Source organism: uncultured Neglectibacter sp. (assembly GCA_937958185.1).
GTDB lineage: Bacteria > Bacillota > Clostridia > Oscillospirales > Acutalibacteraceae > Acutalibacter.
The window spans coordinates 93059-113843 of record CALFFN010000021.1 but is presented as its reverse complement, the minus strand read 5'-3'; the positions used below and the strand labels follow the sequence as shown (position 1 = coordinate 113843).

The 20785-nt window shown below is 56.4% G+C and carries 19 protein-coding genes and 1 riboswitch; of the genes, 3 read left to right on the top strand and 16 right to left on the bottom strand.

Features of this window, described 5'->3' with window-relative positions; genetic code table 11:
* Positions 1–59: 59 nt before the first annotated feature.
* On the top strand, positions 60–1331 hold the full coding sequence (locus tag AB8996_RS06295; RefSeq protein WP_369298123.1) for an HlyC/CorC family transporter: 1272 nt from the start codon (positions 60–62) through the stop codon (positions 1329–1331).
* Positions 1332–1438: 107 nt separating this feature from the next.
* Here the strand turns inward: AB8996_RS06295 and AB8996_RS06290 are convergent, their stop codons facing one another.
* The 6 genes from AB8996_RS06290 to AB8996_RS06265 all read right to left on the bottom strand — a co-directional run bounded on the left by AB8996_RS06290 (position 1439) and on the right by AB8996_RS06265 (position 8760).
* The gene (locus tag AB8996_RS06290; protein WP_369298122.1) at positions 1439–1951 is read right to left on the bottom strand and encodes a hypothetical protein; all 513 of its coding nucleotides are present in this window, start codon (positions 1949–1951) and stop codon (positions 1439–1441) included.
* A complete protein-coding gene (locus AB8996_RS06285) occupies positions 1951–2397 on the bottom strand; it encodes a DUF4430 domain-containing protein (RefSeq protein ID WP_369298121.1) in 447 nt (148 codons plus the stop codon). Before AB8996_RS06285 ends, AB8996_RS06290 begins: the two co-directional genes overlap by 1 nt.
* Positions 2398–2552: 155 nt before the next feature.
* Positions 2553–2785, bottom strand: a riboswitch (cobalamin riboswitch).
* A gap of 96 nt (positions 2786–2881) precedes the next feature.
* Positions 2882–3343, bottom strand: coding sequence for a nucleoside deaminase (locus tag AB8996_RS06280; RefSeq protein WP_369298120.1), 462 nt, complete (start codon positions 3341–3343; stop codon positions 2882–2884).
* Between the two features lie 7 nt (positions 3344–3350).
* Positions 3351–4628 carry a CPBP family glutamic-type intramembrane protease gene (locus AB8996_RS06275; RefSeq protein WP_369298119.1) on the bottom strand — a complete coding sequence of 426 codons (1278 nt, stop codon included), beginning with the start codon at positions 4626–4628 and terminating at the stop codon, positions 3351–3353.
* A 24-nt stretch (positions 4629–4652) separates the two neighbouring features.
* A complete protein-coding gene (htpG, locus tag AB8996_RS06270) occupies positions 4653–6545 on the bottom strand; it encodes a molecular chaperone HtpG (protein ID WP_369298118.1) in 1893 nt (630 codons plus the stop codon).
* A 202-nt stretch (positions 6546–6747) separates the two neighbouring features.
* Positions 6748–8760 (bottom strand): FtsX-like permease family protein, encoded by a 2013-nt coding sequence (locus AB8996_RS06265; RefSeq protein ID WP_369298117.1) that lies wholly within the window; start codon positions 8758–8760, stop codon positions 6748–6750.
* Positions 8761–8945: 185 nt separating this feature from the next.
* On the opposite strand from AB8996_RS06265, the gene AB8996_RS06260 reads away from it, so the two are divergent.
* Positions 8946–10133 carry an S-layer homology domain-containing protein gene (locus AB8996_RS06260; protein ID WP_369298116.1) on the top strand — a complete coding sequence of 396 codons (1188 nt, stop codon included), beginning with the start codon at positions 8946–8948 and terminating at the stop codon, positions 10131–10133.
* Between the two features lie 50 nt (positions 10134–10183).
* Here the strand turns inward: AB8996_RS06260 and rhaM are convergent, their stop codons facing one another.
* From rhaM to AB8996_RS06210, 10 genes are all read right to left on the bottom strand, one after another.
* Positions 10184–10495: an L-rhamnose mutarotase gene (gene rhaM, locus AB8996_RS06255; RefSeq protein WP_369298115.1), complete on the bottom strand. Its 312-nt coding sequence runs from the start codon at positions 10493–10495 to the stop codon at positions 10184–10186.
* Positions 10496–10537: 42 nt separating this feature from the next.
* Positions 10538–11212, bottom strand: coding sequence for an HD domain-containing protein (locus AB8996_RS06250; protein WP_369298114.1), 675 nt, complete (start codon positions 11210–11212; stop codon positions 10538–10540).
* A gap of 52 nt (positions 11213–11264) precedes the next feature.
* A complete protein-coding gene (locus tag AB8996_RS06245; protein WP_369298113.1) occupies positions 11265–13616 on the bottom strand; it encodes an endonuclease MutS2 in 2352 nt (783 codons plus the stop codon).
* 55 nt (positions 13617–13671) lie between these two features.
* On the bottom strand, positions 13672–14415 hold the full coding sequence (gene recO, locus AB8996_RS06240) for a DNA repair protein RecO (RefSeq protein WP_369298112.1): 744 nt from the start codon (positions 14413–14415) through the stop codon (positions 13672–13674).
* Positions 14416–14673: 258 nt separating this feature from the next.
* Positions 14674–15594, bottom strand: a complete 921-nt coding sequence (gene era, locus AB8996_RS06235; protein WP_369298111.1) for a GTPase Era — start codon at positions 15592–15594, stop codon at positions 14674–14676.
* 141 nt (positions 15595–15735) lie between these two features.
* Positions 15736–16245 carry a diacylglycerol kinase family protein gene (locus AB8996_RS06230; RefSeq protein WP_369298110.1) on the bottom strand — a complete coding sequence of 170 codons (510 nt, stop codon included), beginning with the start codon at positions 16243–16245 and terminating at the stop codon, positions 15736–15738.
* Positions 16235–16738, bottom strand: coding sequence for an rRNA maturation RNase YbeY (ybeY, locus tag AB8996_RS06225; protein ID WP_369298109.1), 504 nt, complete (start codon positions 16736–16738; stop codon positions 16235–16237). The genes AB8996_RS06230 and ybeY overlap by 11 nt, the downstream gene beginning before the upstream one ends.
* Positions 16739–16776: 38 nt before the next feature.
* Positions 16777–17706 (bottom strand): PhoH family protein, encoded by a 930-nt coding sequence (locus AB8996_RS06220; protein ID WP_369298228.1) that lies wholly within the window; start codon positions 17704–17706, stop codon positions 16777–16779.
* Positions 17707–18007: 301 nt separating this feature from the next.
* Positions 18008–19246 (bottom strand): sporulation protein YqfD, encoded by a 1239-nt coding sequence (locus AB8996_RS06215; RefSeq protein ID WP_369298108.1) that lies wholly within the window; start codon positions 19244–19246, stop codon positions 18008–18010.
* 11 nt (positions 19247–19257) lie between these two features.
* Positions 19258–19488 (bottom strand): YabP/YqfC family sporulation protein, encoded by a 231-nt coding sequence (locus AB8996_RS06210; RefSeq protein ID WP_369298107.1) that lies wholly within the window; start codon positions 19486–19488, stop codon positions 19258–19260.
* Between the two features lie 87 nt (positions 19489–19575).
* On the opposite strand from AB8996_RS06210, the gene AB8996_RS06205 reads away from it, so the two are divergent.
* Positions 19576–20727: a hypothetical protein gene (locus tag AB8996_RS06205; protein ID WP_369298106.1), complete on the top strand. Its 1152-nt coding sequence runs from the start codon at positions 19576–19578 to the stop codon at positions 20725–20727.
* Positions 20728–20785: the final 58 nt, after the last annotated feature.

Sequence of the window (20785 nt, the reverse complement as noted above, 5' to 3'; positions counted from 1 at the left end):
AACACCGCTGGACTGGGCAGGGAAAAAACAAACACGAAAGGCAGTTGGTTCTCCTTTTTATGGACAGTCACAGTACGACGCTTATTTTGATCCTGATCGCTCTTGTCATTCTTTCCGGGTATTTTTCCGCCACGGAAACCGCCTTTTCCTCCTTGAACCGCATTCGGCTGAAAAACCTTGCGGCGGCTGGAAACAAACGGGCAAAGCTCGCCTATGCCCTCTCTGAGAATTACGACGAGCTGCTTTCCACCATTCTGGTGGGGAACAACCTGGTAAACATCGCTTCCACCGCCATTGCCACGGTACTGTTCACCTCGGCTTTAGGCGATGGCGCCGGTCCCACGGTTTCCACCATTGTCATGACGGTAGTGGTGCTGATTTTCGGCGAGGTATCCCCCAAGAGCCTGGCAAAGGAAAACGCCGAGGGATTCGCTATGGTCTCCGCCCCCATGATACGCATTTTGATCGTGGTGCTGAAGCCTGTGAACTTCCTGTTCACCCAGCTGAAAAAAGGGCTGAAAAAGCTGTTCCGAATCACTTCGGAGCATTCTGTGACAGACAGCGAGCTGCTGACCATCGTGGAGGAAGCGGAGCAGGAGGGCGGCATTGACCAAGAAGAAAGCGCCATGCTTCGGAACGTCATCGAGTTCGACGATATCGAAGCCATTGACATCATGACCCCCCGGGTGGACGTGGAAGCCATTTCCAAAGATACGCCCAAGGAGGAGATCGCCCGGCTGTTCCGGGAAACAGGATATTCCCGGCTGCCCATGTACGAGGAGACCATCGACAGTATCCTCGGGGTCATTCACGAAAAGAATTTCTACGCTTATGTGTGGGGCACGGATCAGCCGGTGGAAAGCATTTTGAAGCCCGCCGAGTTTATCCCGCCTTCCATGAAAATTTCAGCCCTCTTGAAGCTCCTGCAGCAAAATAAGCTGCATATGGCGGTGATCGTGGACGAATTTGGCGGAACGGAGGGCATCGTCACGCTGGAGGACGTTATCGAAGAGCTGGTAGGCGAGATTTGGGACGAGCACGACACGGTGATCCAGGAAAGCTTCCAGAAGCTCAATGAGGACACTTATCTCGTGCACTGCTCCACCGACCTTGACGATCTGTTTGACTTTTTCCATATTCACCCCGAAACGGAAGCCTCTACCATCAACGGCTGGTTCACGGAAAATCTGGACAGGATCCCCGAAACAGGAGATTCCTTTGAATATGAAGGGCTGTTGTTTACCGTGCTTCGGGCGGAAAGCAACCGCACGGAGGAGATATCCGTCAAGGGAGAGCCTTTGCCGAAACAGCAGGAAGATGACGAAGAATAACTCATAGAACACAGGAAATTCCCCCGGAGGGTCTCCGGGGGAATTTTTGTATGCTTTATGATGGCTGCCGCTTTCACTGCCCATCGCAGGTCAAAAATTTTCCTGCTCTATACCTGCCGATTTCCCGCGATCTGCTTTTGCAGCTTTTCCAGCGCCGCCCGCAAAGGACGGTACAGGAACAGGCAAAGCAGGAAATTGAACACAGCATGGTTGCAGTCAAAGGGAAGCCCGCTGGCGATCCAGCCCAAAATTGCGGGAAGCGTCCACATATGCCAGTAAACCAGCGAACACAGCGAGCCGAACGCCAACCCGTAAAGTCCGGCGAAAATCGCCCACTGCCAGGGACGCTTCATCCAGCGGAACAGCCAGGTAAGCAGGGCAAGCAGCGGCCAGATATACAGGTACATGATCCACCAGATACCGAAGCCGTACAGCAGCCCTTCCAGGAGCAGAAACACGCCCAGCGCTCCCAACACCATCTTGCGGAACACCAGCGTAAACAGGATAATGAGCAGGGTCAGCAGCTCCACGTTCGGCAGAAACGCCAGCACTTCCTTGGACACCACCATGACCACGCCCATCATTGCCATCAGGCAGATGGAAACCAGTCTCGATTTCATCAATAGCCTACGGTCAGGGTCAGCTCATACGTGTCGCCGTCGGCGATCTTCACACCGTCGATGCCGGTGTTGACCTGTTCTCCCCCTTTTGTCACACACCACCATTCCTGATTATCAGAATTGGCGGTTTCGCCGTCCGCAGCTGTGATGAAAAGACCATACTGTCTTTCTTCACCCTCGATCAGCTTTTCCTGCTCCAGGGCTTCCCGCAGGGTCTCGCCGGAAGCGGCGATGGGGAAATCCTTAGAGCTGCCGTCCTTATGCACCACGGTGACCGTGATGTTCTTCACAGCGGCGGAATCGACTGTAGAACCAGTTGTGGAATCCACAGCGGAGCTGTTGGCGCCGGAAGCGGGAGAAGATGTGTTCTGCCCTGCACAGCCGGCAAAAATGCCGCATACCAGAAGCAGTGCCAGCAGCAGGGAAATGATTTTTGTTGTTTTCATGTTTTTTGTACCTCTCTTTTTTTGTCGTTCAGGAAAGAGGTCGTCCGAAATAGAAAGCGCATGACAGCATGGGGCTGTAAAGCCCCGCCTGCCCGGTGCGTCCATTCCGGGCGGAAGCCGGTACGGCTTCCGCACAAACGCCAAGAACCCGTGGCGATTTGTACGGCCCTCCAAGCAAGTCTTTCGGCTTAGGCGTATACGCGTCCCTTCCCCTTCCCAGCGGAAAACCGCCAGTGGTCAGCAGGACAAAAGCCGCTCCTGGTTTGCTTTTGCCCCCCAAATAAAGAAACGCTCCGCCATCACGGCGACGGGTTCGCTGGGGAATCTCACCCCGTTCCTATGTTCGGCTGCGGCGTTACCCGCAGACACTTGGAGTCCCAACGGCAGTATGATACCCCAAAGAAAATGAAAAGTCAACTATAAAAAACGGCAGCTTTTCGGCTGCCGCCTTTTGGAAAAATATGCTGCTTCTTTGGAAGCTTTTTCAGCGGAGCTTTTGGAAAAAATCCTGTAAAAGAGCCTTGCTTTCCGCTTCCAGAAAACCGGGATACACTTCCGGCTTATGGCTGTAGGGCAATGTGAAAAGATTTGATGCCGTGCCGCAGCAGCCAGCCCTGTCATCTTCCGCGCCGAACACCACCGTGCCGATATGGGCATTGATGATCGCCCCGGTGCACATGGGGCAGGGCTCCAAAGTGACATAGAGCTGGCAATCAGGCAAATGCCAGCTGTGGAGAGCTTCACAGGCCTGGGAAATGGCGAGAAGCTCCGCATGGGCAAGGGCGTTCTGCGCCCCCTCCCTGCGGTTGCCGCCCTCGCCGATGATCCTGCCGTTTCGCACCACCACCGCGCCCACCGGGACTTCTCCCATTTGGGCGGCTTCCTGCGCCAGCTCCAACGCGCGGAGCATGAATTTTTTCTCAGGTAAAAAAGCGAGTTTCATCATTTACACGTTAGAAAAACAGCTGCGCCGTATACAGCACCACAAAGCTGAACACCACCCAGAACAGCGGCGCGCGGACGATCGCCAGCGCCGCCTCGCTGCCCGACAGGGTGCAGACCGCGCCGGGCTCATTCTTCCGGAATAACATGCTGCGCTTGAAGATAAGCAGCAAAAGCAGAGCGAGGACACCTACTGCCACCGGGACAAGCATGGTGGCGTTCGTAATGACGTTTCCCAAGCTTTCCCCAAACAGGAAACCGCTGTAGCTTTCTACCACGGCGATACCGTTATTCAGGGCGTGGATCCAAATGGAAATCCACAAATTCCCGGTTTTTACATAAAGGAAGCCGAACACCAGCCCAGCGGTAAAGGCAAAGACCACGTTGGAAAATTCAGCGTGGGCAAAGGCAAAGACCAGCGCCGAGCCGAAAATGGCAAAGCCCGCCCCGTACCGCCGCAGCGCGGACAGCATGACCCCGCGGAAGGCGAACTCCTCCATCACCGGCACCAGAACGGCGGTAGACAGCAGCTCCAGCACAAACAGGGGCATGCTCTGGTTGGTTTGAGAGATGGACGAGGTAGGCTCATAGCCGAACTGTCCAAAGAAATCCTGAATGGCAAAGGCAGGGTAATTTCCCAGCAGGCAAATTGCCAGCCCGCCCAGCACACAAAGCAGCGCCGTAAGGAAGCCTACCTTTTCAAAACGCAGGTATTCCGTGACGTCCTTCTTCCCTATCATCAGGTAAATCAGGAACGGCAGCGCTGTGGAAAGGGGCACCAGACCTGTTTCCAGCCACTGGAACGCTATATCGCCGCTGAGAAAATCGACCTGCCGGGTCACTGAGACCGCCGCGATAATAAAACCGATCACCATGGCAGCAGCGGATTGCAGCAGCAGCACAAGGCACAGGCGGTTCAGGACCTTAGACGCCTGGGTAACGGCAGGGTTTTTGTCCTGCCGCAGCGCAAAGGGCGGCGGATAACTGCCCTGGGGATATGCCGGCGGCGCGTAAACCGGCTGGACATATTGCGCCGGGGGCACATAGACCTGCGGCGCGCAGGGCGCCGGAGAGTGGTACGCGGGCGGCTGAGAGGGAGAAAACGCAGCGGGCTGGGAATAATAGCCGGGATAGACGGCTGCCGGGTTGGACGCAGCCGCCCACTGAGGGTTGGGCTGTGCTTCCTGCCAGCCGTAAACCGGCTGAGTTTGAGGCTGGGGCTGGAACTGCGGCTGGGGCTGGGGCGGAAGCCCCTGCCCGGGATAGGGCGGGTACTGATACTGGTTCATGGGTTGTTCCTTTCCTAAAAAGGTTTACATAATTTCACATATTTTCTGAGAGAACGCCACCGGGTCTTCAATGGAAATCCCCTCGATCAAAAGAGCCTGATCGTAAAGCAGCTCGGCATAAAGCTTCAGCTTTTCCCTGTCGCTCTCATAAAGCCCGCAGAGCTTTTGGAATATGGGGTGGCTGGGATTCAGTTCCAGCACGCGCTGGGCTTTTATTTTTTCCCGGGCGGGCATGGAATTGAGCACCTTTTCCATTTCCGTGGAAATCATGCCGTCGGTGGACAGGCAGACAGGGTGGGACTTCAATTTGCCGGAAACCTTTACCTCCTTGACCTTGTCCCCCAAAGCTTCTTTCATGGCGGCAAGCATATCCTTGCTGCTTTCAGCGGTCTCCTTGGTCTTTTCCTTTTCCTCCTCGGTTTCCAAATCCAGCTCGTCAGAGGAAATATTGCGGAACTCCTTGTCGTCGTACTTTTCCAGGATCTTCAGGGCAAATTCGTCCACATTGTCCGTCAGGCACAGCAGCTCATACCCCTTCTCGCGAATGGCTTCCGCCTGGGGCAGGCTGAGAATGCGCTCTGCCGTTTCGCCGCAGCCGTAATAGATCACGTTCTGCTCCGGCTTCATGCGGGAAACGTATTCCTTCAGGGTGACGAGCTTCTTCTCCTCGGAGGAGGTGAACAGCACCAGGTCCTTCAGCTCGTCCTTCTTTTCGCCGTAATTGTCATAGAGACCGTATTTCAGCTGCAAGCCGAAGCTGCGGAAAAATTCCTCGTACTTTTCCCGGTCGTTGTTCAGCATGGCGGTGAGCTCGGAGGTGATCTTCTTTTCCAGCCGGGCGGCAATGAGCTTTAACTGCCGGTCGTGCTGCAGCATTTCCCGGGAAATGTTCAGGGACAGGTCCTGGGAATCCACCAGACCCTTGACAAAGCTGTAGCAGTCCGGCAGCAGGTCGGGGCATTTCTCCATGATGAGCACGCCGCTGGCGTAGAGCTGCAAGCCTTTTTCATACTCCCTGGTGTAGTAGTCCATGGGGGCGGACCTGGGGAAGAACAGCAGGGCGCTGTAGGTCGCGGCACCCTCTGTGGAGGTGCGCACCACCCGGAGAGGGTCCTGCCAGTCATAGAATTTTTCTTTGTAGAAGGCGTTCAGCTCCTCGTCGGAAACCTCGCTTTTTGCTTTCTTCCAGATGGGGGTCATGGAGTTCAGGGTCTCCACCTCGTAATAGGTTTCGTACTCGGGGGTGCTGTCGCCCTCCCCCGTCCCCTCCTTCCGGCGGGACTTTTGCAGCTCCATGCGAATGGGGTAGCGAATGTAATCGGAATATTTTTTGACCAGCTCCGTGACGCGGTACTGCTCCAGAAATTCGCTGTAGCGCTCGTCTTCGGTATCGTCCTTCAAATGCAGAGTGATGGTGGTGCCGCGCTCCGCCTTATTCCCCGCTTTGATCTGGTAGCCCTCCAGACCTCTGGATTCCCATGTCCACGCTTCCTCGCTGCCGTAAGCCCTGCTTTCCACGGTGACGCGGTCGCTGACCATAAAAGCGGAGTAAAAGCCCACGCCGAACTGCCCGATGATGTCCACGTCTTCCTTTTGCTCGTTGTCGCTCTTAAATTGCAGGGAGCCGCTTTTTGCGATAACGCCCAGATTGTTGTCCAGTTCCTCCTTCGTCATGCCCACGCCGTTGTCGGTAATGGTCAGGGTGCGGGCTTCCTTGTCGAGGTCGAGCCGAATGAAGAAATCGCTGCGGGATAATCCAGTGTCGCCGTCCTCCAGCGTGCGGTAGTACAGCTTGTCGATGGCGTCGCTGGCGTTGGAGATCAGCTCGCGCAGAAAAATCTCCTTATGGGTATAGATGGAGTTTATCATCAAGTCCATCAGCCGCTTGGATTCCGCCTTAAATTGCTTGAGAGCCATGAAAAAAGACTTCCTTTCCTGTTCCTGTAAAAGCAGATTTCATTTGCCCTTTATTTTAGTACAAATCCGCTTCACTTGCAAGGCGCAGGGGCATTTCTTAACAAATTTGCAATATTCTGGAAGTTTTCCATGAGAAAAGCGGTCTGAGAACGCCTCTCAGACCGCTTTCCGTCTTAATTTTGAACGTCGGCAATTCTCCACGCTATTCCTGCTTCTGGCTCAGGAGCAGAAGCGGGTCCGACCTCATGGCTTTGTCCAGCAGGAGCAGAGCCGGAACGGCTGTGAGGAGGAACTGGCAGAGGGGCGCCAGCAGATACGGCAGATTTGATTCCTGCGTCCGCTGTTCCAATAGATCCGGGTTTTTCAGCTTTTCCGCCCATGCGCTGAATGCGATATCATAGCCGAAATACCGATGGGTAACGCCCTCTTCCACGACCTCCGTTTCCTGCCCGGAAGAAAACGGGGCGCTTTTTTCCAGCAAAACGCGTCCCACCACGCTGCCCAATGCGCAGGACGTGGCGACCAATAGGAACAGCCCCGACAGGAAAAACCTTCGGCACTGTCTTTTCGTCGCGCCCAGGCTCCGGGCAATGGCCGCCTGCCGCTTCTTCCGCACTACAAAGAAGTAGACCAGCAGCGCCGTTGTTCCAAACGCCGCAAAGATCCCGCCCAAAAACAGCAGCATTGCCGACCTTTTCAGCTCGGAAAAGGAGCTTTTCATCTCCTCATACCCGTTGTCGTCATAGGTGATCCGCAGCTGATCCGCGCCGGGCACCGCTTCCCGGAGCCTTTTGCCAAAATCTTCGACCGTGCCGTTTTTGATTTGAAAGGACGCGGTGAAGGCATTCATCGGTGCCACATAAGCATAATTTTCCACATGCTCCGGCAGGGACCTTTGAGGAATGATGATCGTATCCGGGGAAAGCTCCGTTTTCCCGGCAGCGCGCAGGGTGGAATTTGTCAGCGCGTATACCCCCACCACCTCATAGCCCCCGGAAAAGAAGCTGGAATACCGCTTCCCATCGGCGTCCAGCAGGCTGTACCTCTGCTGAATGGCGTCGCTGCCGTATTTCTGCCGTTCCGGGGAAAAGCCGGACAAGGTGCACAGCGGAGAGAGGTTCAGCTTTCGCCCCAGAAAGCCCTGAAACGGAGAATCCCAGTATTCGTCCAGCGCGATCCACTCCTGGGGGATCAGGCAGACCTTTGCGCCGCTGGAAAATTCCTCCTCCGTAATATTCCTGCCCTGGGAAATAAAGGCGTTCCCGCTGTGGAAGGTGGGAAGCAGCCGGGTGCTGTCCGTGCCTAAAATCGGAAAATACGCTGCCTGTTCCCGCTGCGCCAGCAAAAAGGCGGACCATTTTTCCGGGAGCTGCCGGGAAGCGTCCAGCGCTTCCACAGGCGGCACCGGGTTCAGATAATCGGGGACCCCGCCCACCACATCGGTACGGAGGAAAAACCTGTCCCCTGTCTTTCTCATGGCGGGAAAGCCGGGAACGCTGCCTGCTACGGGAGTGCCATCGCTGCCGCACTGTGAGGTGTAGGGAGAAACGCAGGCAATGAACTCCTGCCGCCCGTGCTCCGCGCAGTACCGTTTTACCGCGCCCATAATATAAGTATCCCCCTGCCGGAGAGCGGTCTTTACGCCGGCAAAATGCTGGCAGATGGTGATAAGCTCCCCCTCGGAGACCCGCCGCTCCGCGCCGGGGCTGTTCCGCAGGATATTCACTTTCTGGCTGAAGTCCAGCTCATGGAGGAAGACAGAGCGCACCTGCGCCTGTGCCGGCTCTGTGCCGTCGCTGTCCTCCAGCGCGGTAAACGAGAGCACCACCGCGTTGCGGAAACGGCTGTCGCCGTCGCGGAGCAGCTTCAGCTCCGGCAGGTAGGTCAGGTAGTAATTCCTGTTCTCCGGCTGGCGGAGATATCCAGCCCCCTCGAAAAGCAGGTCGTCCGGCGAGAGCATTTCATCGAACACCGCATACACGTTGGTGTGCCTGCCCAGGCAGCTGTTCTCCACGATATCCCAGGAGGTGGAAACGGGCACCTGCTCCACCCTGCCGATGGTGGTAAATTCCCGCTCCATCACCTCCAGCCGCTGCCGGGCGCCCAGATACAGCGTCGTGGAAACTGTCACCAGCACCGTGCCTGCCGCGGTCAAAAGAACCAGCAGCAGCGCTTTCCCCGGCGTGCGGAAAAGCTGCTTCAAGCTGAGCTTCATAGCTGTCCCCTCCCTCTTCCCTTTACTTATTAGACGGGCAAGCCGCGGGTTTGGTTCCCGGAAAATGAAAATTTTCAAAAAAATTACTATGGAATTTTTACGGAGGGAACCCGAGGGAATCTTGCAAAATTCCCAGCGGTACAGTATACTAAAAGCAATGAAAAAGACTGCAAAGGGTGAATTTTGTGAAAAAGCGTCTGTTTTCCAAGGTGCTTGCGTTTGTGCTTGCGCTCTCGCTGCTTTGCTGCAGCGCGCCTATGGCGGGAGCCGCCACAAGGCTGGCGTTTAACGACATTCCCCAGACCGCGTGGTATGCCGGGCAGGTCTACGCGCTGGTGAACGCGGGAATCTTAAACGGCACGGACAAGAACCTGTTCTCTCCCGGCGACGTGGTGACCCGCTCGCAATTTCTCCAGATGCTGGCTGCTTCCGTGCTGTCAAAGGACGAGCTGGCGGAGTTTGGCGGGGAGGTCGGATTTGAGGACGTTCCTGAAACAAAATGGTACGCTCCGGCGGTAAGCTGGGGCGTTGCGAACGGCATTACCCAGGGCGTTTCGGAAACGAAATTTGCCCCGGAGCAGGCGGTGACCCGGGAAGAAGCCGCCGTGTTCCTGGTGCGGTTCGCCGGAAAATACCTGTGGCAGGAAGAACAGTCGGCAGAAACGGGGCCTGTGACGTTTGCGGACGAGGAAAAAATTTCCGATTGGGCAATGGAGGACGTGTATACCTGCCAGCAGGTCGGGGTCCTTTTGGGATATCCCGACGGCACTTTCCGCCCGCAAGCCAGAGCGCTGCGGAGCGACGCCGCCGTCATGCTGTGCAGGCTGTTAAAGGTGGAACCGCTGCCAAAAAATGAGATTCCCGCCCCGCCCGACCCATACTATCAGATCCGGCAAAAGCTGGCGGCACTGCAAAAAAGGTTCCCCAGCGGGAAATACTGGAACCATCGTTCCGCCGGGATCACCGACGGCAGGGAAAGCTGGGAGACCGTGACGAACACTCCCTGCAACCATGCCGCAAACGGCATTACTTACTGCAATACCTATTACGGCGTGTCCTCGGTGCCCGTCATCGGCGACACCTGCAGCTGGCAGTGCCTTGGCTTTGCCAGCATGCTCAGCGACCAGCTTTTCGGCAAAAACGCCCCTGTGCGGACCTTCCGGGACTTCGACCAATTGCAGATCGGCGACCAGATCCGGCTGCTGTCGGCGGAACATTCCATGGTGGTCATTGAAAAAAGCAGGGACTCCATCGCCGTGGCGGAAGTAAACGCGGACTATTCCTCCTGCCGTATCTCCTGGGGCAGAAGGCTCAGCAGACGCGAGTTGGAAAACAGCGGCGGCGTCCTGTACATCACCAGGTATCCCAAGTAAGATAAGCAAAAACAGCCCCCCGATTCCTGTGAGAATCGGAGGGCTGTTTTTCAGTCCAAATGGAACACGGGGCGCAGGTCGATGGAAACAGGGCTGTTGTCAGGATTCGTCTCCATAATGTCCGCCATGTAGTCCCACCATTTCCGGCAGATGGCGGTATTGGCGCTTTCCTGCCAGCGCTCGGCGCTTTCCACCTCCAGCGTGCCAAACAGGGTCAGGGTCTCCTGATCCAGAAAGATGGTGTAGTTTTTTCCGCCGTACTCATGGATCATGTCTTTCATTTCCTGCCACAGTTCCCTGTGGCGGCGCTCATATTCCGCCTCCATGCCGGGATAGAGCTTCATCTTAAAGCCAAGGCGCATATCTTGTTTCCTTTCCTGTTTTTTCCGCCGCACAGCGGCACATCAGTACAGGTGCTTTTCCAGATCAAAAAGACCTGTACGGGCATGATTCGTCTGCTGTACCACAAAATTGACCGCCGCATCGAGCTGATGGGAAAGCTCGTCCGCCAGATGTTTGGCTCCATCGGTATAAAGCCTCTCCCTCACACGGCACAGCTTATAGCAGTATTCCTGTATAACGGAAGCTTCCGTGTCGGCGGTGAAGTCCACCAGACCGTCCTTCCCAACAGTGTAATAGGGCTCGCCTACATGGTCGCAGTAGGAAATGGTGCGAAACAGCCCCATGACGCCGCATACGTCCAGTTTATCTGCATCAAACAGCAACTGCCCTTCTATGCTTTCCGCTCTGCCGCCGGTACGGTACCTGTGTGAACGGATCGCAGAACGGACAGCTTGACAAAAATCCGGGGAATAACCGTGGTCAGCCAGCCATTTAGCAGCCATATCAGTTCCCACCGCGGCATGATCTAAGGACGGGTCCTTAAATTGAGCGGTGCGCCCGATATCGTGAAGCAGACAGGAAGCAATCAGCAGGTCATAGTTCACGGGCTCTGCCATCTCTTCCGCCAATCTGAGGGCATATCCCAAAACCCGCCAGACGTGTTCCCTGTCGTGAGCGGCGTCAGACATACACTCCTGCATATAAGCTGCAAGTTCTTCGTACTTTTCCCGTTTCATCACGCTTCCCTTTCTTCTTTCCAAAAGGCGGGCTGCTTCCAGGCAGCAAAGCCTATTCCAATTCGACCACCGTTACGCCGGTTTCGCCCTCCCCGTAAGTACCCAGCCGGAAGCTTTTCACCTGGGGGCATTTCCGCAGGTGCTGCTGCACGGCGGTGCGCAGCACGCCGGTACCTTTGCCGTGAATGATGGTGACCTGGGTCAGGTTCATGCGGGAGACACGGTCCAAAAAGGAATCCACCTCCATAAGCCCTTCCTCCGTGTTCATGCCCCGCAAATCAAGGCTGGTAGAGGTATCCGCGGCGGACAGGGAGCGGGTCACGGTCCTGCCCCGCTGCTTCTGCTTCTGCTTTTCTCCCAGCAGGCGGAGGTTAGAAAGCTCCACCCGCGTTTTGATGATCCCCGCCTGCACAAGCACCTGACCGTCTTTCGGCTCCTCCAGAACGGTGGCGTTCTTGTCGATGTCGAAAATCAGCACATTGTCCCCGGGCTGCAGGGGTCTGGGCAGGACATAGCCCTCGTTGGTGCGCCTATGGACCGGGTCGGAGCTGAGCTCCAGATTCTTCATGCCGGAACGCAGCCTGGCTTTTTCCTCGGCGGACAGCGCCTTGTTTTTCCGGCGGCGCATTTCGTCCAGCTCATTTAAGAGGGCGTCCGCCTGCTGGCGGGTCTTTTGGACGATCAGTGCGGCTTCCTGCCTTGCTTTTTCCATTTCTTTCTTTGCCGCTTCCTCCGCTTCCGCTTTAGCCTCCTCCGACTGCCGGGCGTTGCGCTGCGCCTGTGCCGCGGAGGCTTTCACCGCTTCCAGCTCGTCTTCCATCTTCCGGCGGCTTTCCTCCAGCCTGCCCACCACCTGTTCAAAGGCGCTGCTTTCCTGAGAGACCAGTTCCCTTGCCCGGCTGACGATGCGTTCCTCCATGCCCAGGCGGGCGGAAATGGCAAAAGCGTTGGATTTGCCCGGCACGCCGATCAGCAGCCGATAGGTAGGGCGCAGGGTCGCCACGTCAAATTCACAGCAACCGTTTTCCACGCCCTCCGTTTGGAGCGCGTATGCTTTCAGCTCGGCATAATGGGTGGTGCAGGCAAGCTTTGCGCCTTTAAAACGCAATTCTTCAATGATGGCTTCCGCCAGGGCGGCGCCCTCCACCGGGTCGGTGCCCGCGCCCAGCTCGTCCAGAAGGACCAGGCTGTTTTCCCCGGCAAGCTCCAGAATATGAATGATATTGGTCATATGGGCGGAGAAGGTGGAAAGGGACTGCTCGATACTCTGCTCGTCCCCGATATCCGCCAGAATGTAACGGTAAATCGCGACCCGGCTGTTTTCCCCGGCGGGGATCATCAGACCGCACATGGTCATCAGGGTGAGGAGCCCCAGCGTTTTCAGGGCTACGGTCTTGCCGCCGGTGTTGGGTCCCGTAATGATGAGGGTGTCAAAGCCCTCGCCCAGAGAAATGTCGGTGGGCACGACCTTGTCCTTGTCTATCAGCGGGTGGCGGGCTTTTTCCAGCAGGGTGCGCCCCCGCTCGTCAATCGTGGGAACAACGGCTTTCATGCGGTACGCCACCTGCGCCTTGGCAAAGATCACGTTCAGCTGTACGGCATATTCATAGCTTTCGATGATGGAATCGGCAAACTCGCCCGCTTCTGCGGAAAGCTCCAGCAGAATGCGGTGAATCTCGTCCTGCTCCTCCGATTGCAGCACCCTGATCTCATTGTTGGCTTCCACCACGCTCATGGGCTCGATAAACACCGTCGCGCCGCTGGAGGAGGTGTCGTGCACCAAGCCGGGCACCTCGCTGCGGAACTCCGCTTTCACCGGCACAACGTACCGCCCGCCCCGCTGGGTGACGATGCTCTCCTGCAAATGCTTCTGGTGGCTTTGGGAATGAATGAGCTTGTCCAGCTGGTCCCTGGCGCGGGAGGAAGCGTTGCGTATCTTCCGGCGGATCGTGGCGAGCGCAGGAGATGCGCTGTCCGCCATTTCCTCCTCGTTCAAAATGCAGGTAAAAATTTTCTCTTCCAGATATTTGTTGGGGGCTAAAATAGTGAACCGCCCGGACAGGGCGTTCTGTATCCCGCCGCTTTTCCCGTGCCACTGGGAAAGGGCGCGAATGGCGCGAAGGGTCTCGGCAATATCCAGCAGCTCCCGGAACCCCAAACCGCCCTCTGCCTGCGCCCGGCGCAGGGCGTTTGTCACATTTTTCAGCCCGGAAAAGGAGGGCGCGCCGAATTTCGCCATCAGCACAAAGGCGGCGTCGGTCTCCTCCAGCAGATAGCGGGCTTCCGCCGCGGTAAACACGGGCTTTATGCTCCTTGCCTGCTCCGCGGCGTCCTCACAGGTGGTCTCGTTCGCCACCATTTCCAAAATTTTATCGAGCTCTAAGGCTCTGTAGTTTTTGTCCATATCTGTCCTTTCCTATGTTACAAAACCATTGCCCGGAACCCGGGCAGAAAACTGCTTACAAAAGGCTCTGGTAAAAATCCAGCGTTTTCGGGCGCTTTTGCAGAATGTGCACGGTATAGGCTTCCACGGCGGTGGAAAGCTCCTGCAGGGACGTTCCCGTAAGGGAAAAGGAAAAAATTTTTTCAAAGTCGGAGTAAATAATGTGCCGCATGGCGGTAAGCGCCGAGGGGGACAACACGGCGCAGGGGTCGCCGTTGTCCAGATAGCAGTCCTGACAATAGAGGGCGCCCCGGTTGACCTTGAAAAACATCCGTTCCGCTTCATATGTACCGCACTGGGCGCAGCAGATCAGATCCGGCATATATCCCGCAAGGGACAGCATTCGCAGCTCTACGATGGGCTTTAAGAGCTCCGGGAGTCTTGTCCCCTCGCTCAAAAAGTGCAGGGCGTTGAGCACCAGACGGAGATATTCGCCGGACTCTACCCCATCGGGCACCACTTCAAAGGCAAGCCCGCAGAAATACTGCGCCAGCGCCAGACGCACAATATCCTGCCGCAAGCCGAAAAACACCTCGATGGGAAAGGCGTCGTTTATAATGTATTTATCCCGCCCCTTGTAAAGGTTCAGGCGGGAATAGCAGAGCAGCCCTGTGGCGGAATTTTTGCTGTCCTTCAGGTTTTTCGCCCGGCGGGCAAAGGCGCGGACTACCCCCTCATCCTGGGTCAAAACCGTTACCAGCCTGTCGCTTTCCCCCACCGTCTGTTCCCGGATAATCAGTCCCTGGGTTTTTATCTGCACGGGAAACCTCCCCAGAAAGGGCGTTTTGCAGCCCTATCTGGTTTTTGACCTGTGTATATTTGATGTAATCCTCTATTTTCCCTGTCCGGGCAAAATTGCTCCATGCCTGTTTTTCGTCCACAACTGCTTCCCCCTTTGAAGGCATAATCCTTCCCTAAGAAAAGTATTTGCAGACTTTCCCCCGCATATGACTGGAAAATAATTGTCTGTTTGACCCCGTGTGACAGACTTTTCAAACGATCTGTGTTAGGGCGCGGCTCAAAGCTCCAGATTTTTTTCGGAAAAGCCCAGGCTTTGCAGCACCTGCGGGCGCTGCCGCCAGTCCTCCTTGACCTTGACCCAGAGCTGCAGGTCCACCTTACAGTCGAAGAAACGTTCCAAATCCTGCCGGGCGTCCGTGCCGATGCGCTTCAACATGGCGCCGCCCCTGCCAATGAGTATCCCCTTGTGGTTCTGGCGTTCGCAGTAAATGGTCACGTCGATGTGGAGCAGGTCCTTTTCCTCCACCATGCGTTCCGTCACTGCCGCCACGCCGTGGGGCACCTCCTTGTCCAGCAGCCGCAGCACCTTTTCCCGAACCATTTCGGAAGCGATGGTCTGCTCCGGCTGGTCGGTGAGAACATCTTCGGAAAAGAAATGCCCGCCCGGCTCGGCGAGGAGCTTCAATTCCTCCAAAAGCCCGTCCATACCGCTGCCGGTTTTGGCGGAAACAGGCACCACCGCCCGGAACTCATACAGGGCGGAATAGGCGGCGATCTGCTCCATGAGCTTCGTCTTGTCGGAAAGCAGGTCTATCTTATTGATCGCCAGGACTGCCGGAATATGCCCGGAGCGGAACCGGGCGATCAGGTCTTCGTCCGCTTTCGATACCTTTGCCCCGGCTTCCGTCACCAGCAGGCAGGCGTCCACGCCCTCTACGGCGGAAACTACAGACTTTACCATATAGTCTCCCAAAGAATTTCTTGGCTTTAGCAGCCCCGGCGTGTCCAGAAATACCAACTGGTATTCTCCCTGCGTGAGAACACCCATGACCCGGGTACGGGTCGTCTGGGGCTTCCTGGAGACAATGGCGATCTTCTGCCCGATCAGCCGGTTCAACAGGGAGGATTTTCCCACATTCGGTCTGCCGACAATGGCAAGAAAGGCAGACAGCCCCTCCTGCATCGTACTGTAATCCATATCTGTTCCTTTCGCTTGGTAGTAATTAGTTATTAGTTGTTAGATGTTAGTCGTTAGAGAAAGGGCGCGTACAAAGTTCGCCCTTTCAGCCTCGCGCAACAAACGGCTGCACGGGCGGGAGGTCTTCTGCCCGGACAGAGCTTACCGTTTCTTTTTTCCCGAAAACCAGTCCGCGATACGCTGCGGTCCTGCAAAAATGAACACCAGATCGGCAGCGACCACCAGCAGGAAAACCGCCAGCGACAGAGGCTTGCGGCAGATCTCGCAGAGCGCCTGCCAGAGCGCGGGACGGAACAACAGCACCGCACCCACCAGCACTGCCGCCAAAGCGGTGAGCAGCACCGCGCCCGCGGCAATATCCTTTATCACGCGAATACGGGGGTTCCAGTGCTTTTGGGTAAAATCGCAGAGCTTTTCCACGGCGGTGTTCATGGCTTCCGCGGAAACGACCATGCCGATGGTCAGCGCCAGGCAGGCAAGCTCACCACGGGAAAGCCCCATGCGGACGGCGAAAAACAGCACGCCGCAGCAGGCAGAAAGATGTATTCTCATATTCCGCTCCGAGCGGATACAATCCCATATTCCCCGGAACGCATCGGCAAAGCTGTCTATCAGGGTGCGCTTGCCACCCTGTCCGCCGCTATTCGCCATCGGGAGCGTAGCTGCTGCTGGCGGGAAGCCCAAGCTCCTGCATGACGCGCTCTTCCTTTTCCCGCATCCGAACGCGCTCCAGCCCGCCCTGCTCGTGGTCGTAGCCCAGCAGGTGCAGCACGGAATGGGCGGTGAGATAACCTACCTCCCGCTCCAGCGTGTGCCCGTAGGTATTCGCCTGCTCCACCGCCTTGGGCATGGAAATGACAACGTCCCCCAAAATTTTTGCCCCGGTTTCATGGTTTGTATCATACTCCCCATTTTCTCCCAGAGGGAAGGAAAGCACGTCGGTGGCGGAGTCCTTGTTCCGATACTGGCGGTTCATCTCCCGGATCTGGTCGTTATCCACAAAGGACACGCTGATCTCAGCGGGATCGGGGAAACCCTCCAATTGCAGAACCGCATGGCAGCAGCGGCGGATCAGCATTCTCAGCCCGGTGGGAATCTTCACCTGCTTCTGCTGATTGGAAATGATGACTCTGATTTTTTCCATGACTGTTCCCGTTCCTTCCTTTGAAAAATTTGAAGAAATTATTTGGGGCGGTCCGCCTTTTCATAGGCTTTGATAATATCCTGCACCAGCCTGTGGCGCACAACATCTTTTTCGGTAAAACGGAAAATCGCGATATCGTCCACGCCCCGCAGAATGCGGACGGCGTCCTTCAAGCCGGAGCGCTTGCCGTCGGGCAGGTCAATCTGGGTCACGTCTCCCGTGATGACCATTTTCGAGTTAAAACCCAAACGGGTCAGAAACATTTTCATCTGCTCGTTGGTGGTGTTCTGCGCCTCGTCCAGAATGATAAAGCTGTCGTCCAGCGTGCGCCCGCGCATATAGGCAAGGGGCGCCACCTCGATATTGCCCCGCTCCACATAGCGCTGGTACGTCTCCGCGCCCAGCATATCGAAAAGGGCGTCGTACAAAGGGCGCAGGTAGGGGTCCACCTTCTGCTGCAGGTCGCCGGGCAGAAAGCCCAGCTTTTCCCCGGCTTCCACGGCAGGGCGGGTCAGGATAATGCGGTTGACCTCCTGGGCGCGGAAAGCGGACACCGCCATCGCCACCGCCAAATAGGTTTTGCCCGTTCCGGCAGGACCCACGCCGATGGTGATGGTATTCTTTTTGATATTGTCGCAGTAGGTCCGCTGCCCTACGGTTTTGGGCTTGATGGGCTTTCCCTTGCTGGTGATGCAGATGCAGTCCCCCGCCAGCTTGATGACCTTTTCCTCGCTGTCCTCGGCGACCATGCGCATACAGTACCGCACGTTCTGCTCGTTGAGGGTCTCGCCGCCGCCCACAAGGGTGATAAGGCTGCGGACGGTGCGGGAAGCCTTGTCCACCGCCTCGGCGTCCTCCCCGGTTATCTTCAGCTCGGAATCCCGGAAAATCAGGCTGACGCCGTATTCCCTTTCGATCAGCTTCATGTTCTCGTCAAAGCTGCCGAACAGCTCCGCCGCCTGCTCCATTCTGTCTAAATTGATTCTCTGCTCCAAATTTTTCTCCTATATTTGATCTTCAATTTTTTATGCGGGCACTGCACCTTGCGGTGGGCACTCGTGAAGCAGCTTCGGACAAATCGTATCTTTTCCGCCCGACCACAGCTTTTTGCCCTTTCCAGCGTCTAGTATCTAGAATCTAGTGTCTATTATAGCACAATTCCGCCGATTTCTTCAAGAGAAAAGTCTATGTTATTTGCCTAAAAATTTTCGCCTGATTTCGGCGGATTTGCTAAAAATCTATTTTCCAACCTGTGCGCGGAGAAGCCGTCTAAAAATCTTCTTCCCCATTCTCCTCCGATTCCAAAGGGGTCACCAATATCTCCCGCACTTCGCCGATCTCCTCCATACAGCGGCACCGGGCGCTTAAAATGCACATTCCGTCAGGGAAACTGTAGGTAAGCTCTTCCTTGAGAATTTTGCTGCCGGCAGGGAGGCTCGCCTTCTGCGCTTCCCGCAGCTTGAACAGCGCCTCTTCCTTTAATTCTTCTTCCCCCATGGAACAGGCAGTTTCCTCCAAAATTTCATACACGTCCCGCTGTACCCACAGGGGCAGCGGGGTGTCCAGCGCAGTCAGTACGGAATCGTCCCGGTAAGCGCGGCATTTTTCCGTGGGGGCGGCATTCCAGCCCAAGGGAAGCTGCAAGCCGAAAAAGTGGAGGGTGGAATTCACCTGCTTTTTTCCGTTGGGCAGCAGCTCTTTCTTTTCCGCGGAAAGCTGGACGGTAAATTCCCGGTACGTCTCGGCGACAACGCTTCCCCTTGCGGCGCCCAGGGTCTCCAGCGGCTGCTCCGGCGGCGGGCTCCAGGGGTCTATCTTTTCCTGATACAGCCCCGATATCAGCAGGTCGCCTTTTGCCACCACATCGCCGATGGCGACCTCGGGTCTGCCGTGCTCCGGCTCGATGGCGAGGATCTTCCCCTCCCGTACCGCCACGATATTGGACCATCGGGTATCGTCGGTGATTTCCGGCTTTTCCTCTCTCTCGCCTACGGCAACCTCTGCAAAGCAGCCGTCGGTATTGACAGAAACCCATTTCAGCTGGGGCAGGTCGGAAACGATGCCGTGGGCTGCAAGCTTCGGGGTAAAGCCCGCTTTCCATGCCCCTTCAAACACGCCGTTTTGTGCGGCGGCTGCCAAAACCTGCCTATCGCTGAGCGTTTCCGTGCCGCTGACACTGACGCCCCATACAAAACCGCTGAGAAAGGCATACAGCGCCACGCCGCAGACCGCGCCTGCCAGCAGCCCCTTGCGTCTCCAGGCCCGATGAAAAAGGAAGGGAAGCCCCGCTTTTTTCACACAGCGAAGGCGCACCCTGCAGCGCCGGGCATAGGGCAGCAGCCGGCGGTAATCTCTTGCCCGGCAGCTGACACAGGCGTTCTTTTCGTGATGGGTAAAATTCCAGAAGCCAAACCCGCTTTTTGCAGTCACATTCAGGAACCGGGGGGAATCCCCTTTGATCTCAAATTGCGCGTAGCCTGTCAGAAGATGAAAGATTTTTTCCAGCACGTGCGCCCTCCTCAATAGGTGTATTCCAGGCTGCTGATAAAGCCCTCTACCACTGCCGAATTTTCTGTCAGCCGCTTCAGCTTCAGGTTTCTTCCCGAAAAATGCACCGTCAGCCTGCCGGTGCGGAGGATCACCCGTTCGTCGTTGTAATCCACGATGCCGTCGCAGCCGTCTATGACGGCGCACCTGTTCCCTGTCAGCTCGATGACGGAATTTCCTGCTCCCCGCTGTTCCACTGCCATTCCCCCTTTTCGAAAAGTTTATGTTCTGCCGCCCGAATGTATCACCGGGCAGCTTCATATTCCTGTATGGAAAGGTCGGTCATGCTTATGAAATGGAACTCAGGACAAATCAAATCTGCCATAGGACGATGGAAAGCCCGGCGATTGAGGGACAATTTTACCGGGGCCGCCGTCCTTCTGTTCCTCTGCGCCGCATGGGCGCTGCTGGCGTTTCCAAAGGAGGTGCAGAGCAGCGTCAAAAACAGTATTTTGTACTGTCTCACCGTGCTGGCGCCCTCCCTTTTCCCCTTTCTGGCGCTGACCAGCTTTGCCATGTATTCCGGGGCAGGCGATATTCTGGGGAACCGGCTGGGCTTTCTCACCCGATATGTGTTCCGCCTGCCCGCTGCCTGCGCCGTGCCTATTTTCATGAGCTTTGTCGGAGGATATCCCGCTGGCGCAAAGGGCGCGGAGCTGCTGCTTCGGCAGGGGAAGATCACAAAAGAGCAGGCGGGCAGAATGATGCTGTTCTGCGTAAACCCCGGCATTGCTTTTGTAGTGACCTTTCTGGGAGGGGCGGTGCTGGGCAGCTTCCGTGTGGGCTGGCTGCTGTTCTTCTCGGTGACAGCTTCCGGCGTTCTGCTGGGCCTTTTCTCCGGGCTGTTTTCCCCCGTCCCGCCGAAAGAGAATGGTATGCCTGAAAAGCCGCAGGGAGACGCGCTGATCCGCTCCGCTGCCGACGCTTCTTCCTCCGTGATGAAAATGTGCGGGTGTATCGTGCTGTTCGCCGGGATCAGCGCCCTGCTGCACTGCTGCGGGGCATTTCAGTTTTGCAGCCGCCTGCTGGCTTCTTCCGGGCTTTTTACGCCCATGGAATCCTCGGCGCTGGTATCCTTCCTGCTGGAGGTGACAGAGGGCGTTGGAGCGGCGTCAAAGCTGCGGGTCAGCCCGCCGTTCTTTGCCTTTGGGCTGGCGTTCGGAGGGTTCTGCGTGCATTTACAGGTGTTTTCCGTATTCGGGAAATTCCCCGCAAAAAAGTGGATTTTTTACGTTTTCCGCTTTCTCCACGGGATCGCTGCGGCAGGGTGCTATCTGCTGCTCATTAGGCTGCTGCCCAGCGACCCGGTGACAGCTCTCGCCCCTGCGGGAGCCGTGCAGAATATCGCCGCCCTTTCCGGCACGGCTGCAGGAGGACTTTCGCTGCTTTTGATGTGCATGGCATTTTTAGTGATCTCCACCAAGGAAGAAAAAATCGAATGATTTGATTGCGGTGAAAGCAAAGGTATGCTATACTGGATGCTAGATGCTAGATGCTGGA

Bases quoted from the DNA above. Each gene is read 5' to 3' on its own strand.
- AB8996_RS06210 (WP_369298107.1), bottom strand. From the start codon at position 19,488: ATGGCAGTGGAACAGCGGGGAGCAGGAAATTCCGTCATCGAGCTGACA.
- AB8996_RS06275 (WP_369298119.1), bottom strand. From the start codon at position 4,628: ATGAACCAGTATCAGTACCCGCCCTATCCCGGGCAGGGGCTTCCGCCC.
- AB8996_RS06220 (WP_369298228.1), bottom strand. From the start codon at position 17,706: ATGGAGCAGGCGGCGGAGCTGTTCGGCAGCTTTGACGAGAACATGAAG.
- AB8996_RS06280 (WP_369298120.1), bottom strand. From the start codon at position 3,343: ATGATGAAACTCGCTTTTTTACCTGAGAAAAAATTCATGCTCCGCGCG.
- AB8996_RS06295 (WP_369298123.1), top strand. From the start codon at position 60: ATGGACAGTCACAGTACGACGCTTATTTTGATCCTGATCGCTCTTGTC.
- AB8996_RS06285 (WP_369298121.1), bottom strand. From the start codon at position 2,397: ATGAAAACAACAAAAATCATTTCCCTGCTGCTGGCACTGCTTCTGGTA.
- era (WP_369298111.1), bottom strand. From the start codon at position 15,594: ATGGATTACAGTACGATGCAGGAGGGGCTGTCTGCCTTTCTTGCCATT.
- ybeY (WP_369298109.1), bottom strand. From the start codon at position 16,738: ATGGAAAAAATCAGAGTCATCATTTCCAATCAGCAGAAGCAGGTGAAG.
- htpG (WP_369298118.1), bottom strand. From the start codon at position 6,545: ATGGCTCTCAAGCAATTTAAGGCGGAATCCAAGCGGCTGATGGACTTG.
- rhaM (WP_369298115.1), bottom strand. From the start codon at position 10,495: ATGCGCCTTGGCTTTAAGATGAAGCTCTATCCCGGCATGGAGGCGGAA.
- AB8996_RS06205 (WP_369298106.1), top strand. From the start codon at position 19,576: ATGAAATGGAACTCAGGACAAATCAAATCTGCCATAGGACGATGGAAA.
- AB8996_RS06245 (WP_369298113.1), bottom strand. From the start codon at position 13,616: ATGGACAAAAACTACAGAGCCTTAGAGCTCGATAAAATTTTGGAAATG.
- AB8996_RS06250 (WP_369298114.1), bottom strand. From the start codon at position 11,212: ATGAAACGGGAAAAGTACGAAGAACTTGCAGCTTATATGCAGGAGTGT.
- AB8996_RS06265 (WP_369298117.1), bottom strand. From the start codon at position 8,760: ATGAAGCTCAGCTTGAAGCAGCTTTTCCGCACGCCGGGGAAAGCGCTG.
- AB8996_RS06230 (WP_369298110.1), bottom strand. From the start codon at position 16,245: ATGGCGAATAGCGGCGGACAGGGTGGCAAGCGCACCCTGATAGACAGC.
- AB8996_RS06290 (WP_369298122.1), bottom strand. From the start codon at position 1,951: ATGAAATCGAGACTGGTTTCCATCTGCCTGATGGCAATGATGGGCGTG.